This is a genomic window from Arthrobacter sp. Rue61a (assembly GCF_000294695.2).
Classification (GTDB): domain Bacteria; phylum Actinomycetota; class Actinomycetes; order Actinomycetales; family Micrococcaceae; genus Arthrobacter; species Arthrobacter aurescens_A.
The window spans coordinates 3269428-3282883 of record NC_018531.1 but is presented as its reverse complement, the minus strand read 5'-3'; the positions used below and the strand labels follow the sequence as shown (position 1 = coordinate 3282883).

Genomic DNA, 13456 nt, shown 5'->3' with positions numbered 1-13456 from the left:
TGTTCCACGTGAACAACGCCCTGCTGAGCTACCACGACGCCGTCCTTTACCGTTCGGGTGAACCGTATCGCATCCTCGCCGGAGCCATCCACTACTTCCGTGTGCACCCGGACCTGTGGCAGGACCGGCTGCGTCGGCTCAAGGCGATGGGCGCCAACACGGTGGACACGTACGTTGCTTGGAACTTCCACCAGCCTAAGCGCGACGAAGCTCCGGACTTCAGCGGCTGGCAGGACTTGGGCCGGTTCATGGACCTCGCAGCCGAGGAAGGGCTGGACGTCATCGTCCGCCCCGGGCCCTACATTTGTGCCGAGTGGGACAACGGCGGCTTCCCCTCATGGCTGACAGGCATTCCCGGCATCGGCCTTCGGTGCATGGACCCGGTGTTCACCGCTGCCATCGAGGAGTGGTTCGATCACTTGCTTCCCATCGTCGCCTCACGGCAGACCTCCGCGGGTGGTCCGGTGGTGGCGGTACAAATCGAGAACGAATACGGCAGCTACGGCGACGACCACGAGTACATTCGCTGGAACCGGCGCGCGCTGGAGGAGCGCGGTATCACTGAACTCCTTTTCACAGCAGACGGCGGCACGGACTACTTCCTCGACGGCGGCGCGGTGGAAGGCACATGGGCGACAGCGACGTTGGGAAGCCGCGGCGACGAAGCGGTAGCTACGTGGCAGCGACGCCGGCCCGGCGAGCCGTTCTTCAACGTTGAGTTTTGGGGTGGCTGGTTCGACCACTGGGGCGAACACCATCACGGGCGGGATGCCGAAGACGCCGCATTGGAAGCACGCAAGATGCTGGATCTGGGCGGTTCACTCTGTGCCTACATGGCCCACGGCGGAACCAACTTTGGCCTCCGCTCCGGCAGTAACCACGATGGCACCATGCTTCAGCCCACGGTCACCAGCTATGACTCTGATGCGCCCATCGCTGAGAACGGCGCCCTGACTCCCAAGTTTCATGCCTTCCGTAAGGAGTTCTACCGGGCACAGGGCGTTGACGACCTGCCCGAACTTCCAGCTGACTTGCTGGCAGACGCGCCGGTACTCCCGGCGCAGTCCCTGCCGTTGAGCCCCGGACCGGAGCTGCTGGAGCTCGTCCGAGACGCCGGCAAGCCGGTCAGCAGCGTCAAACCGCTCAGTTTCGAACAACTGGGACTCGACGGCGGCATGGTCCTCTACTCCTCCGAAGCCATACTGCCGGGCCGTCCCGATGCCCCCACAGAGAGCCGGTTGAAGATCACCGGCCTCAATGACCGTGCCTACGTTTGGGTGGACGGCACCTTTGCCGGTGTCCTGGACGACGTCAACGGCTCTGAAGGACTGCCTGTCACGGGCACCGGCATCGCTGCCAAGCTCGAAATCCTCGTGGAAAACCTCGGCCGCATCAATTACGGCCCGCTGACCGGTCACGGCAAGGGAATCCTGGGCGGCGTCCTCGTCAATCAGCGCTACACCTTCCACTGGACGCAGACACCTGTTGACCTCGCAGAGTGGGGTCCGGAAGACCTGGAGGGACTGGCTGGAAGTGACTTTGAGGTGGGGGAACCAGCCGACACCTTCATTGCCTTGCCCGATTCCGGGAAGGGCTTCGTTTGGCTGAACGGCTTCCTTTTGGGCAGGTACTGGGAGAAGGGCCCGCAGGTTACCCTCTACGCACCCGCTCCGTTGCTCAAAGCCGGCCGCAACAGCATCAAGGTGCTGGAACTCGGGAAGCCGGGGACCGTCGTCGAACTTCGCGAGGCGCCTGACCTAGGTCCCGAAGAAGCGGGTCCGATCAAGGCGGCCGAACTTCCGTAAGGATCCGACCCGAGGAATTATGCTGGCTGCATGACCCTGGAGTTCGATACCCGCCCAGCCGCTTACGCCGTGATTGTCCAAGATGAGAAGATCCTGCTGGCGTACTGGAAGCAGGACGGCAAGGAAGGGTGGACGCTACCAGGTGGAGGCCTGGACCTGGCCGAACACCCCGTGGACGGCTGCAGGCGTGAAGTCCTTGAGGAAACCGGCTACGAAGCGCGCATTGAACGCATGCTGGGGATCGACGTTGGCCACTGGCCGGGCGAGACGCGGCCGGACGGCTCCGTGAAGGACTTCCAAGCACTTCGCCTGGTGTACGAGGCCACGGTGGTGGGTGGCGAACTCACTCATGAGGTGGACGGCAGTACAACCCACGCCGCCTGGATTCCGCTGCAGGACGTTGGGAAGCTCAACCGCGTGTCCCTGGTGGACACGGCACTGCGCCTGCACATCGAGCGCCCCTCTGACGGGAAGCTGCGCCCCGCAGAGGGAAGCTGAGCTGGAAGGCCTAGCCAAAAGTGCGCGATGTTGGATACGCTGATAATCGTTTCCGGCACACCAGCTGCCGGTCTTGATGCCGAGGAGGTGGATTTGATGATTGCCGCGATCTTGCGCGCCCCGCACTCAGTTGCGGCGCGCCGTCATCAGCCCACCATTCCTGTCCCGGCATCAGCCTGCCGAAGCTAGGCGGCCGGGCCTCATCAGAGGCATTTCATTGAACACTTACGCTTCTTCAAGCAACCCTTCTTTTAGTTCCACCCAGCAGTCACAAGGACCAGCGCAGCTACAAGGACCAGCGCAGTTCGGCTTCACCGATAAAACTGCGGATCTTTTCCGTGCCCATGCCGCGCCGGAAGGCCAGGAAACTGCCATCCCCGGCCGCATAGTCCGCCTGGACCGGAATCGGTTGCTCGTGGCATCCGCCAACGATCTGCTCCATCTGCCCTACCCAAGCTATGGGCATGTACCGGCCACGGGGGACTGGGTGTGGCTCGGCCACAACACCGCCGGTGAGCCCGCCGTCGTCGAGGTCCTTCCCCGGCATTCGGCGCTGAGCCGTAAGCGGGCCTACGAGGCATCCTCCGAGGAACAAATCCTGGGCAGCAACATCGACATTGTTGCGGTGGTGGTGCCCGTGGACCGTCCCCTGACCCATAACCGCCTAGAGCGGACATTGGTGGCTGCATGGGATTCCGGTGCCACGCCGCTTGTAGTGATCACCAAGGCCGACCTCGCTCACCTCGCGGATGACGTCGTAGGGGAGGTTATTTTGCAGGCCGCAGGCGTTGATGTCGTCACAACGTCCGCGGAGCAGGGCGACGGCCTGGACGAATTGATGCAGCACATCCCCGATGGTGCAACGTTGGTTTTGCTTGGTCCCTCCGGTGCCGGGAAATCAACGCTCATCAATGCCCTCGCGGGTCGTGAGGTCCAGCAGACCGGCGCCGTCCGGGCCGGCGACGGCAAGGGCAAGCACACAACCACCTCGCGGGAGCTGGTGCCCTTGGCCGGCGGCGCGGTGCTCATGGATACGCCAGGAGTCCGTGGTTTTGGGCTCTTCGACGCTGACGAGGGGATGGAAGAGATGTTCGGTGATCTGGACGATCTGTTCTCCCGGTGCCGATTCACGGATTGCGCCCATCAGGCAGAACCGGGATGCGCTGTCCAGGAGGCGCTCGCGGAGGAAAACCTCGATCCTCGGCGCTGGGCCAGTTACCTCAAGCTGCAACGTGAACTCGCGGCCCTGGCCAGGAAACATGATGCGGCCGCCCGCCGCGCGTACCAACGGGAATGGCACCAAAAGGTGATGTCAGCGGACCGGGGCCAACGCGCAGCGGAACGATACCGGCACGACCAAGCTGCGGAACGGGCCGGGAAAGGCGGCAAACGACGGAAACGCTGAACATTGCCGATTCATTACGGAACTCGTGGCGGCGCTGACATCGTCGGTGGTGCTGGCTACGCTGGGTGAAGATTGCTTTGCAGCCAAGTAATAAGAGTGCATATGATCATCTGGCTCTACCGATGTTCTCCACCACAGATAGGTAAGCCCGGGTATGGCCGAAGCCATGATTGAGTTCAAGAGCGTCACCAAGCAATACCAGGGCGGGCAACCGGCGGTGGACGCCCTCACCATGTCCATCGACAAGGGCTCCATCACTGTGTTCGTTGGCCCGTCGGGCTGCGGTAAAACGACTTCCCTGCGCATGATCAACCGGATGGTGGAGCCCACCAGCGGAACCATCACTGTTGCAGGCGAGGACGTCTCACAGGTTCCTGCGGCGAAGCTCCGCCGTTCCATGGGCTACGTCATGCAGTCCTCGGGCCTGCTGCCGCACCGTTCTGTGCTGGACAACATCGCCACCGTCCCGCGGCTCAACGGCGTTTCCAAGGCAGCGGCACGGAAACGCGCTGCGGAACTGCTCGACGTCGTCGGGCTGGCTTCCGTACTCGGCAAACGGTACCCGTCCCAACTCTCAGGTGGTCAGCAGCAGCGCGTGGGGGTTGCCCGCGCGCTCGCTGCTGATCCGCCGGTGCTGCTGATGGATGAACCCTTTAGCGCCGTGGATCCTGTGGTCCGTGACGAACTGCAGCAGGAACTTCTGCGTTTGCAGCGGGAATTGGCCAAGACCATTGTCTTTGTCACGCACGACATCGACGAAGCCACTGTTCTCGGTGACAAGGTGGCAGTGTTCGCCGTCGGAGGCAGGCTCGCGCAGTACGCCGCCCCGGAAGAGATTCTTCGGGCGCCTGCCAACGACTTCGTGGCCTCCTTCGTGGGACGCGACCGCGGTTTCCGGCACCTCGCGTTCAGTGCGGCAGACTCCGTGACCCTTCACCCGGTGACCATGGTCAGCCCATCGGATGGCCATCACGCGGGACGGGCGTCGGGCGAGTGGGCCTTGGTGGTGGATGAAGACTCACGACCACTCGGGTGGTCCTCACCGCGTGACGGCGCCGGGCTGATCCCCGGAGGTTCGCTCTTCCGCAAGGGAGATACGCTGCGGCGCGCGCTTGATGCGGCGTTGTCGTCGCCGTCGGGCCTTGGCGTCGCGGTTGACGACGACGGCCGGGTGGCCGGAGTCCTGAAGGCGCCAGAAGTCCTGGCACTTATCGAAGAAGTCCGCCATCACAGGGAGGACGCCACCTGATGGAGTGGTTCCTTGCCAACAGTGGCATGGTCCTGGGACTGGCCGGGCAGCACATGGTGCTCGCCATTATCCCGATGATCCTTGGCCTGCTGATTTCCGTTCCCCTGGCCCAGCTGGCCCGGCGCAACAGCACGCTCAGGTCAGTGGTGGCTACGGCCACGTCGTTGCTCTATACCATTCCGTCCCTGGCCCTGTTCATCATTCTTCCCACCATCCTAGGCACGCGGATCCTGGATCCGCTGAACGTGGTGGTGGCGCTGACCATCTATGCCGTGGCCCTGTTGGTCCGGGCGGCGATGGATGCGTTCGACTCCGTGGATGACGACCTCCGAAACGCTGCCGTTGCCATGGGTTTCAAACCCCTGGCCCGCTTCTTCCAGGTGGACCTGCCGCTGTCTTTGCCGGTGCTGTTCGCCGGGCTTCGCGTGGTTTCGGTCAGCAATATCTCCTTGGTGAGCGTGGCGGCACTGCTGGGAGTGGGCAACCTTGGAGTTCTGTTTACGGATGGCCTGCAGCGCACGTTTATCACCGAAGTTGTGGTTGGCATCATTGCCATCCTGGTGCTGGCACTGTTGATGGATGCTGTTCTGGTGGTCTTGGAGCGGCTCTTGACGCCGTGGTCCCGAGCAGCAGGGGGAAAGCCTTCACGTCCGGACGCCAACGCCCTGCTCACCGAACCTAAAGCCGGACCTGCGACGCCGCACGCGGCCCTCCGCCCTGACCCGGGAGCGTCGGGATGAACATCTTTGCCGAAACGATCGCGTGGCTGACCAACCCCAAGAATTGGGCTGGAAGCGGCGGGATCCCCACCCGGCTGCTGGAGCACCTGCAGTACAGCGGACTGGTGCTGCTCATCGCCGCAGCAATTGCTGTGCCCATTGGTCTCTACATTGGCCACACCGGCCGTGGCCGGGTGGTCGCGGTAGCTGTCGCCGGAGCATTGCGTGCCCTCCCGACGCTTGGTTTGCTGGTTCTCTTCGCATTGCTCGCCGGCAGTGGCTTGATGCCTCCAGTGTGGGCGCTGGTCATTCTGACGGTGCCGCCGCTGCTTGCCGGGACGTACGCCGGCATTTCCAACGTTGATGCCACGGTGGTGGACGCTGCCCGGGCCATGGGCATGACCGAACTTCAAATCCTGTTCCGCGTGGAACTGCCCAACGGACTGCAGGTGATGTTCGGGGGCATCCGCACCGCGGTTCTGCAGGTCATCGCGACAGTCTCTGTGGTTGCCTACCTTCCGTTGGGTGGGCTTGGCCGGTATCTGTTCGACGGCCTCGTGCTGCAGGATTTCCCGAGGATGCTCGGAGGCTCTCTGCTCATCGCGGGGTTGGCCATCGCAGTGGACCTGGTCCTGGCCGGCGTACAAAGGCTCGTCATCTCGCCCGGCCTGACCCATGACTCAAGCGGCCGCCAGAAGGCAGCCGACGATCTCACAGCCACGGTTCCCGCCGGGGCTGCCGTTCAAGGAGGTACATCATGAAAAACCCCGTCCCCATGACTCTTACGCGCCGTGGTCTCGGCGGCCTTGCCGCTGGACTGGGTGTGGCCCTCGCGTTGAGCGCCTGCGGCGGCAGTCCCTTGGCCACGCCTTCCACCTCGGCGCCCAGCGGTTCCGCCGCCGGAGGCTCACTGGTAGTCGGTTCGGCAGACTTCCCGGAGAGCCAGGTCATCGCAGAGATCTACGTCGGTGCCCTCAACGCGGCTGGTCTCGCAGCCACGTCCAAGCCGAACATCGGGTCGCGCGAGATCTACTTCAAGGCTGTCCAGGACGGCTCCGTGGACCTCGTCCCGGACTACTCCGGCAACCTTCTCTCCTACGTGGACACCGAGGCTACCGAGGTTTCTGCCGAGGACGTCTACAAGGCACTCCCGGGCAAGCTTCCAGACGGCCTCGCAGTCCTGGAGCCGGCCAAGGCCGAGTCCAAGGACGCCATGGTGGTCACCAAGGCCACGGCGGAGAAGTACCAGTTGAAGTCCATCGAGGACCTGGCCAAGGTCTGCAAGGACTTCACCATGGCTGCACCGGCCACGTTTGAGACCCGTGCCTACGGCTTCCCGGGGCTGAAGGCCAACTATGGTTGCGAGCTCAAGGGCCTGCAGCCCTTCAACGACGGCGGTGGCAACCTGACCCTCCAGGCTCTCCTGGAGGACAAGGTTCAGGTGGCGGACATCTACACCACCACGCCGTCCATCGCAGATAACGACCTCGTCGTCCTGGAAGATCCGAAGAACAACTTCAAGGCACAGCAGGTCCTGCCGTTGGTCAAGGAAGCCAAGATGACGGACAAGGCCAAGGAAGCGCTCAACAACGTTTCCAAAATCCTCACTACGGACGACCTGATCAACCTGAACCGTGCAGTCAGCGGCGACCAGAAGCAGTCGCCCAAGGATGCCGCAGCCGCATGGCTGAAGGACAAAGGCATCGTCAAGTAGTACCTGAACAAAACCGCGTACGACGGCGGTGACGGACCCGCGCGGGACCGTCACCGCCGTCGTCGTATCTGTGAGTTAAGTCTCAGCTGAACTGCATCACCCGTGTGGCATATTTGAGGGATGGCGAATTTCAAGCAGTCCACCAAGCTTCATAATGTCCTCTACGACATCCGTGGACCGATTCTTCAGGCCGCCCAGCAAATGGAAGCGGAGGGTCACCGGATCCTCAAACTGAACATCGGAAACCCGGCACCTTTTGGTTTTGAAGCGCCGGACGCCATTTTGGTGGACATGATCCGCCACCTGCCGAACGCCCAAGGCTACAGCGATTCCCGTGGAATCTTTTCTGCCAGGACCGCCGTTTCGCAGTACTACCAGACGCGCGGCATCCAGAACATCCACGTTGACGACATCTACCTCGGCAACGGTGTCAGTGAGCTCATCACCATGTCCCTCATGGCACTCCTGGACGACGGTGACGAAGTGCTGATTCCCACGCCGGACTACCCGCTGTGGACGGCTTCCGTCGCGCTGGCCGGTGGCCGTCCCGTGCACTACCTCTGCGACGAAGAGTCCGGATGGCAGCCCGATCTTGAGGACATGGAAGCCAAGATCACGCCGCGGACCAAGGGCATTGTGGTGATCAACCCCAACAACCCCACCGGCGCCGTCTACCCGGAGGAGACCCTCAAGAAGATCGTCGCGTTGGCAGAGAAGCATGGATTGGTTCTTTTTGCTGACGAGATCTACGAGAAAATCCTGTACGAAGACGCCGTCCACATCAACCTCGCGGGGCTCACCGGTGATGACGTCCTGTGCTTGACGTTCAGCGGCCTGTCCAAGGCCTACCGCGTCTGTGGGTACCGCGCCGGCTGGATGGCAATTTCCGGGCCCAAGAAGGATGCCGCCGATTACCTTGAGGGCATCAACCTGCTGGCCAACATGCGCTTGTGCGCCAACGTACCTGCACAGCACGCCATCCAAACCGCGCTCGGCGGCTACCAGAGCATCAACGATCTCATCCTTCCCGGCGGCAGGCTCCTGGAGCAGCGCAACAAGGCCTACGACCTCCTGAACGCCATTCCCGGAGTCAGCACGCAGCAGGCGCGCGGTGCCCTGTACCTGTTCCCGAAGCTGGACCCGGAGGTCTATCACATTCGGGATGACGAGAAGTTCGTCCTGGATCTGCTGAAGGAACAGAAAATCCTGGTGTCCCATGGGCGTGCGTTCAATTGGGTTCGTCCGGACCACTTCCGAATGGTGACCTTGCCCAACGTCAAGGACATCGAAGAAGCCATTGGGCGCATGGCGGACTTCCTGTCGAGGTACCCGGGCAACTAGCCTGAGGTCCATAGCCGCGCCATGAGGGCGCGGCCGGGCAGAAAGGCATGCCAATGGTTGCTGCAGTTGAGTTCGCCAAAAGTCCGGCCGAAGTACTGAGGGTTGGATCGGGGTTTTCGCTGGCAGGCGTGGATCCCGAATCCACACCCGGCTACACCGGTGTGAAAGCTGATGGCAAGGCGTTGCTTGCCGCGCAGGACGCGCGGCTGGCGGAACTGCAGGAAAAGCTCTTCGCCGAAGGAAAGTTCGGCAACCCCAAACGGCTCCTGCTCATCCTTCAGGCCATGGATACTGCGGGCAAGGGCGGCATTGTCAGCCACGTTGTTGGCGCCATGGACCCGCAAGGCGTACAACTGACCGCCTTCAAAGCGCCTACGGACGAGGAAAAGTCGCACGACTTCCTCTGGAGAATCGAAAAACAAGCCCCTGCCGCCGGAATGGTGGGGGTGTTCGACCGCTCGCAGTACGAAGACGTGCTGATCCACCGTGTCCATGGCTGGGCGGACGCTGCCGAACTGGAGCGCCGGTACGCCGCGATCAACGACTTTGAGTCACGCCTGACCGAGCAGGGAACCACCATCGTCAAGGTCATGCTCAATATCAGCAAGGACGAACAGAAAAAGCGTTTGATCGCCCGGTTGGACGATCCCAGCAAGCACTGGAAATACAGTCGCGGCGACCTCGCGGAACGTGCGTACTGGGATGACTACATGGACGCCTACAGCGTTGCCTTCGAGAAGACCTCTACCGACATTGCCCCATGGCACGTGGTGCCGGCCAACAAGAAGTGGTACGCACGCATCGCAGTCCAGCAACTGCTGCTGGATGCCCTCGGCGGTTTGCAGCTGGACTGGCCCAAAGCTGACTTCGATGTCGCCGCTGAGCGCGCCCTCGTGGTGGAATCCTAGGCTGGGGTCCCGCCGTCGCTGCTGGCGTCGCGGGCCGTGGCCAGGCGCTTACGGGCGCCCTCAAGCCAGTCTTCGCAGCGTTTGGCCAAGGCCTCGCCACGCTCCCAAAGGGCCAGTGATTCTTCCAAACTGGCTCCGCCTGCCTCCAAACGTCCCACCACCGCCACGAGTTGCTCGCGGGCTTCCTCGTAGCTCAGTCCGTCAAGGGATTCAGGATTCGGCGCTGTTTGGTTGTTCTCGGTCATGATGGTCCTTTGTGCTTGTGGTGGTCGACGACTTGTGGGTGCCCAACGGGAGTTGTCAGTGTTCGACGAGCTGACCCGCTCCAGTGGATACAGCCCTGAAACGGCCCTCGGCCACCCGGATGCTCAGTGGCGTCCCGTCCGGCGCTTCATCCGGGCTACTGACAACGTGGTGCCCCGCCTGGTCCTCGCCCACAAGTTGAACAACGGCATAGCCGCGGTCCAAGGTCTTTTGTGGCGATAGGGCACGGACTTGGGCACGCAAGTGGTGGACCTGGTCCAACGCCCTGACCACCGCTGTACTGACCGCAGAATGCGTCCTGCGCTGCAGGCGGTGGATGTCCTCGGAGCGGGCATCCACCATTGAAGCGGGAGTGGCCAATACCGGCCGGGACCTTAGAGCGTGGAGACGATCTGTCTCCCTGTCCACCATGCGGCTGATACTTCGGCGGAGATGGTCCCTGGCCTGTCGAACCATGGCCAGTTCCTCGGCGACGTCCGGGACGATGCGCTTGGCGGCATCCGTGGGTGTTGACGCCCGGAGGTCCGCTACATCGTCCAGGATGGGACGGTCGGCTTCATGGCCGATGGCGCTGACGACGGGCGTGGTAGCTGCCGACACGGCACGAATGAGGTCTTCATTGCTGAACGGCAGGAGGTCTTCCAACGCGCCGCCACCGCGGGCCAGGACAATGACATCCACGTGCGGGTCGGCGTCCAGTCTTTTCAAGGCCGCGATGATTTGTGAAACAGCGGTGTTACCTTGGACAGCTACTTCGCGGACGTCAAACTCAACCGCCGGCCAACGCAGGGCGGCGTTGCGCATGACATCTTTCTTGGCGTCGGATTCCCGGCCGGTGATGAGGCCGATACGGTGGGGGAGAAGGGGCAGCTTCCGTTTCCGGGAATCCGCGAACAGGCCCTCGGCTGCCAAAGCTTGGCGCAGCCTTTCGATCCTTGCCAGCAGATCTCCCAGGCCCACCGGACGGATGTCTTTCACTGACATGTTCAGGCGCCCGGTCTTCACCCAGAAGTCCGCCTTCACCAAGGCGACCACGCGCGAGCCACGCTCCAGGGGTACCTTCTGGCGGTCAAGTACCGTTGACCAGACGGATGCAGGAAGTGAAATCTCCGCGTCAACATCACGCAGTGTCAGAAAAGCGTTACCACCCCGGCGGTTCAGTTCAATGACCTGACCTTCGATCCAAGCAGCCGGCGCCCGCTCAATGTGTGCCTTGAGCTTGCGGGACAGCAACTGCAGGGGCCAGGGGTTGTCCGGGCTGGTTTCGGCGGCAGTACCCGGCAGCGTGGATTCCGGCGTTGCTTCAGCGGACATGGGTGGCCCGTACCTGGTTCAGTCGCCGTGCTTGTTCCTGCATTGTCATTGTCCTCGCTTAAGGGTGCGGCTGTGGGTGCTAACCGGCCTTCCAACTCTATCCATAGCTTGGGCAACACCTCCGACATTTTTTCTGTCATGTGGACAGACCTAGGATGGTGGCATAGCCCCCGAGCCCGAGGATGACCTTGCGTACTTTTGTCTCAGCATTGGGAGTGATCCTCGCTCTACTCCTCACTGCCGTAGCCGTTCCTACCGCGTGGGTCGACCAGAACATCGTCAAAGAAGAGGGCTTTGTCCGGATGGCGGGTGCGCTGGGCAATGATCCGGAATTCCAAAGCCGGCTCGCCACGGCCGCTGTTGGTACGTTCGAGTCCTCAGTGGATCTTCCAGGACCTATACAGTCCTTGGCGGCCGATGCACTCCGCAGCGCTGCATCGGGCATGCAATCGTGGAGCGACTACCCCCAAGCGTGGGAAGAGACGGTGCGAAACAGCCACAAGCTGAACTTCGGCGCGGCGAAGCAAGCTGAGGAGGCCGCCACCACCACTGCCCTGGTCCTTGATATCAGCCCTTTGGTCAGGCTTATTCGCGATCACTTCGCGGAGGCCACCCGAATTCGGATTGATGTTCCATCGGAAAGCTTGGTGTCCTTGGGGGAACCTTCCCACCGTCAGCTGGTGGAGCGGGTGGCGGCCTTTGCGCCCCTTTGGTGGGTGGCCGCCCTCGGTGCTGTGCTCTCCGTGCTCCTGGCGCTTGTTGCCACGCGTCGGCGTTCCCTGGTGCTGGTTTTCCTCGGACTGGGAGGCTTGGCACTTGCTGCTCTCTGGACGGCCGGTGCGGATCTTGCAGGGGGAGTGATCGGCAACCTGTCCAGCGCAAACGGTGTGGCTGAACTGTTCAAACAGGAGTTCCTTACGGCAGCCAAAACAGGGTTTGGGGAATGGATTGTGATCGCGGCGGTGGCGTCGGGCGCAGTCTTTGTGGCAGGCGTCATAGGCTCCGTCCTGTCAGGGCGACGAGGGTCACGTTCGGCCAGCAGCTAAAGTCCGGCCCGATAGCAGGGAGGCAAAGTCCGGCCCGGTAGCATGGAGGAATGACCAGCACAGCAGTTTCCATTCCTATGCCCACGGTGCCCCGTAGACGCCGTTCCCCGGAAGAGGTTCAGGCAGCGGCGCCCGTCACGGGCCCCAAGAAGGTTCTGTTGGCGGCCCCCCGGGGTTATTGCGCCGGTGTGGACCGGGCCGTCATTGCTGTGGAGAAGGCCCTGGAGCATTACGGCCCTCCCGTCTACGTACGCAAGCAAATCGTCCACAACGTGCATGTGGTCAGCTCCCTGGAGGAACAAGGGGCGATCTTCGTCGAGGAGACAGATGAGGTCCCCGAAGGCGCGTTGGTGATCTTCTCCGCGCACGGCGTCTCGCCGGCAGTGGTGCAATCAGCCGAGGATCGTGGACTGCGCACCATTGATGCCACGTGCCCTCTGGTGACCAAAGTCCACAAGGAAGCTGTGCGCTTCGCCAAGGAAGATTACGACATCCTCCTCATAGGCCACGAGGGTCATGAGGAAGTCGAAGGAACAGCCGGCGAGGCACCGGAGCACATTCAGATCATCAATGGTCCCCACGAGGTAGACAAGGTCACCGTCCGCGATCCGGAGAAGACCATCTGGCTTTCCCAGACAACGCTGAGTGTGGACGAAACCATGGAGACTGTTCGCCTGCTCAAAGACCGGTTCCCCACGCTGCAGGATCCGCCCAGCGATGACATTTGCTACGCCACCACCAACCGGCAGGTGGCTATCAAGAAGATCGCACCACAGGCTGACCTCGTGATTGTTGTGGGTTCGGCCAACTCGTCCAACTCCGTGCGCTTGGTTGAAGTAGCCCTCGAATATGGTGCCAAGAGCTCGTACCGCGTGGACTTCGCCAATGAAGTGGACGAGTCGTGGTTCGAGGGCGTTGCCACCGTAGGTGTGACTTCGGGTGCGTCTGTTCCCGAGGTGCTCGTCAAGGATGTCCTGCGACTCTTGGCTGACTACGGTTACGGCGAGGTCCAGGAAGTGGTGACGGCAGAGGAAGACCTGCTTTTCTCGCTTCCCAAGGAACTGCGGGCCACCCTGAAGAAAGCCGGCGACGTCACACGCGCCCTCGGCGGCCGTGGAAACCGTCCGACGTCCTAGCAAATAGTTGGTATAGCTGGTCCGGGATGGGTTGTGTTCACCTTAGTGAACACAACC

General features: G+C 62.2%; 13 protein-coding genes. 11 read left to right on the top strand and 2 right to left on the bottom strand.

Going from position 1 to position 13456, the window contains the following annotated elements:
- The first annotated feature begins 8 nt into the window (after window positions 1-8).
- The 9 genes from ARUE_RS14880 to ARUE_RS14840 all read left to right on the top strand — a co-directional run bounded on the left by ARUE_RS14880 (window position 9) and on the right by ARUE_RS14840 (window position 9639).
- Entirely contained in the window at window positions 9-1805 is a 1797-nt protein-coding gene (locus ARUE_RS14880; protein ID WP_014922320.1) for a glycoside hydrolase family 35 protein, read from the top strand.
- A 30-nt stretch (window positions 1806-1835) separates the two neighbouring features.
- On the top strand, window positions 1836-2303 hold the full coding sequence (locus ARUE_RS14875; RefSeq protein ID WP_014922319.1) for an NUDIX hydrolase: 468 nt from the start codon (window positions 1836-1838) through the stop codon (window positions 2301-2303).
- Between the two features lie 217 nt (window positions 2304-2520).
- Window positions 2521-3708 carry a ribosome small subunit-dependent GTPase A gene (gene rsgA / locus ARUE_RS14870; protein ID WP_014922317.1) on the top strand — a complete coding sequence of 396 codons (1188 nt, stop codon included), beginning with the start codon at window positions 2521-2523 and terminating at the stop codon, window positions 3706-3708.
- A gap of 154 nt (window positions 3709-3862) precedes the next feature.
- Window positions 3863-4957 (top strand): ABC transporter ATP-binding protein, encoded by a 1095-nt coding sequence (locus ARUE_RS14865; RefSeq protein ID WP_014922316.1) that lies wholly within the window; start codon window positions 3863-3865, stop codon window positions 4955-4957.
- Window positions 4957-5697 carry an ABC transporter permease gene (locus tag ARUE_RS14860; RefSeq protein ID WP_011775467.1) on the top strand — a complete coding sequence of 247 codons (741 nt, stop codon included), beginning with the start codon at window positions 4957-4959 and terminating at the stop codon, window positions 5695-5697. The genes ARUE_RS14865 and ARUE_RS14860 overlap by 1 nt, the downstream gene beginning before the upstream one ends.
- A complete protein-coding gene (locus tag ARUE_RS14855; protein WP_014922315.1) occupies window positions 5694-6437 on the top strand; it encodes an ABC transporter permease in 744 nt (247 codons plus the stop codon). Before ARUE_RS14860 ends, ARUE_RS14855 begins: the two co-directional genes overlap by 4 nt.
- Window positions 6434-7390 (top strand): ABC transporter substrate-binding protein, encoded by a 957-nt coding sequence (locus ARUE_RS14850; RefSeq protein WP_014922314.1) that lies wholly within the window; start codon window positions 6434-6436, stop codon window positions 7388-7390. Before ARUE_RS14855 ends, ARUE_RS14850 begins: the two co-directional genes overlap by 4 nt.
- Window positions 7391-7510: 120 nt before the next feature.
- Window positions 7511-8731: a pyridoxal phosphate-dependent aminotransferase gene (locus ARUE_RS14845; protein WP_011775464.1), complete on the top strand. Its 1221-nt coding sequence runs from the start codon at window positions 7511-7513 to the stop codon at window positions 8729-8731.
- A 53-nt stretch (window positions 8732-8784) separates the two neighbouring features.
- Window positions 8785-9639, top strand: coding sequence for a polyphosphate kinase 2 family protein (locus tag ARUE_RS14840; RefSeq protein ID WP_014922313.1), 855 nt, complete (start codon window positions 8785-8787; stop codon window positions 9637-9639).
- Here ARUE_RS14840 and ARUE_RS14835 read toward each other — a convergent pair.
- Together ARUE_RS14835 and xseA are read right to left on the bottom strand one after the other, a co-directional pair.
- On the bottom strand, window positions 9636-9884 hold the full coding sequence (locus ARUE_RS14835) for an exodeoxyribonuclease VII small subunit (RefSeq protein WP_011775462.1): 249 nt from the start codon (window positions 9882-9884) through the stop codon (window positions 9636-9638). The genes ARUE_RS14840 and ARUE_RS14835 overlap by 4 nt on opposite strands.
- Window positions 9885-9939: 55 nt before the next feature.
- Entirely contained in the window at window positions 9940-11217 is a 1278-nt protein-coding gene (gene xseA, locus ARUE_RS14830; RefSeq protein ID WP_014922312.1) for an exodeoxyribonuclease VII large subunit, read from the bottom strand.
- A 182-nt stretch (window positions 11218-11399) separates the two neighbouring features.
- Between xseA and ARUE_RS14825 the strand changes: the two genes are divergently transcribed.
- Both ARUE_RS14825 and ARUE_RS14820 read left to right on the top strand, forming a co-directional pair.
- Window positions 11400-12263 (top strand): hypothetical protein, encoded by an 864-nt coding sequence (locus ARUE_RS14825; RefSeq protein ID WP_014922311.1) that lies wholly within the window; start codon window positions 11400-11402, stop codon window positions 12261-12263.
- A 50-nt stretch (window positions 12264-12313) separates the two neighbouring features.
- Window positions 12314-13399, top strand: a complete 1086-nt coding sequence (locus ARUE_RS14820) for a 4-hydroxy-3-methylbut-2-enyl diphosphate reductase (RefSeq protein ID WP_014922310.1) — start codon at window positions 12314-12316, stop codon at window positions 13397-13399.
- The last annotated feature ends 57 nt before the right edge of the window (window positions 13400-13456 follow it).

Coding starts and splice junctions, on each gene's coding strand:
- ARUE_RS14875 (WP_014922319.1), top strand. CDS start 1,836: ATGACCCTGGAGTTCGATACCCGCCCAGCCGCTTACGCCGTGATTGTC.
- ARUE_RS14865 (WP_014922316.1), top strand. CDS start 3,863: ATGGCCGAAGCCATGATTGAGTTCAAGAGCGTCACCAAGCAATACCAG.
- ARUE_RS14860 (WP_011775467.1), top strand. CDS start 4,957: ATGGAGTGGTTCCTTGCCAACAGTGGCATGGTCCTGGGACTGGCCGGG.
- ARUE_RS14855 (WP_014922315.1), top strand. CDS start 5,694: ATGAACATCTTTGCCGAAACGATCGCGTGGCTGACCAACCCCAAGAAT.
- ARUE_RS14850 (WP_014922314.1), top strand. CDS start 6,434: ATGAAAAACCCCGTCCCCATGACTCTTACGCGCCGTGGTCTCGGCGGC.
- ARUE_RS14845 (WP_011775464.1), top strand. CDS start 7,511: ATGGCGAATTTCAAGCAGTCCACCAAGCTTCATAATGTCCTCTACGAC.
- ARUE_RS14840 (WP_014922313.1), top strand. CDS start 8,785: ATGGTTGCTGCAGTTGAGTTCGCCAAAAGTCCGGCCGAAGTACTGAGG.
- ARUE_RS14835 (WP_011775462.1), bottom strand. CDS start 9,884: ATGACCGAGAACAACCAAACAGCGCCGAATCCTGAATCCCTTGACGGA.
- xseA (WP_014922312.1), bottom strand. CDS start 11,217: ATGTCCGCTGAAGCAACGCCGGAATCCACGCTGCCGGGTACTGCCGCC.
- ARUE_RS14825 (WP_014922311.1), top strand. CDS start 11,400: ATGACCTTGCGTACTTTTGTCTCAGCATTGGGAGTGATCCTCGCTCTA.
- ARUE_RS14820 (WP_014922310.1), top strand. CDS start 12,314: ATGACCAGCACAGCAGTTTCCATTCCTATGCCCACGGTGCCCCGTAGA.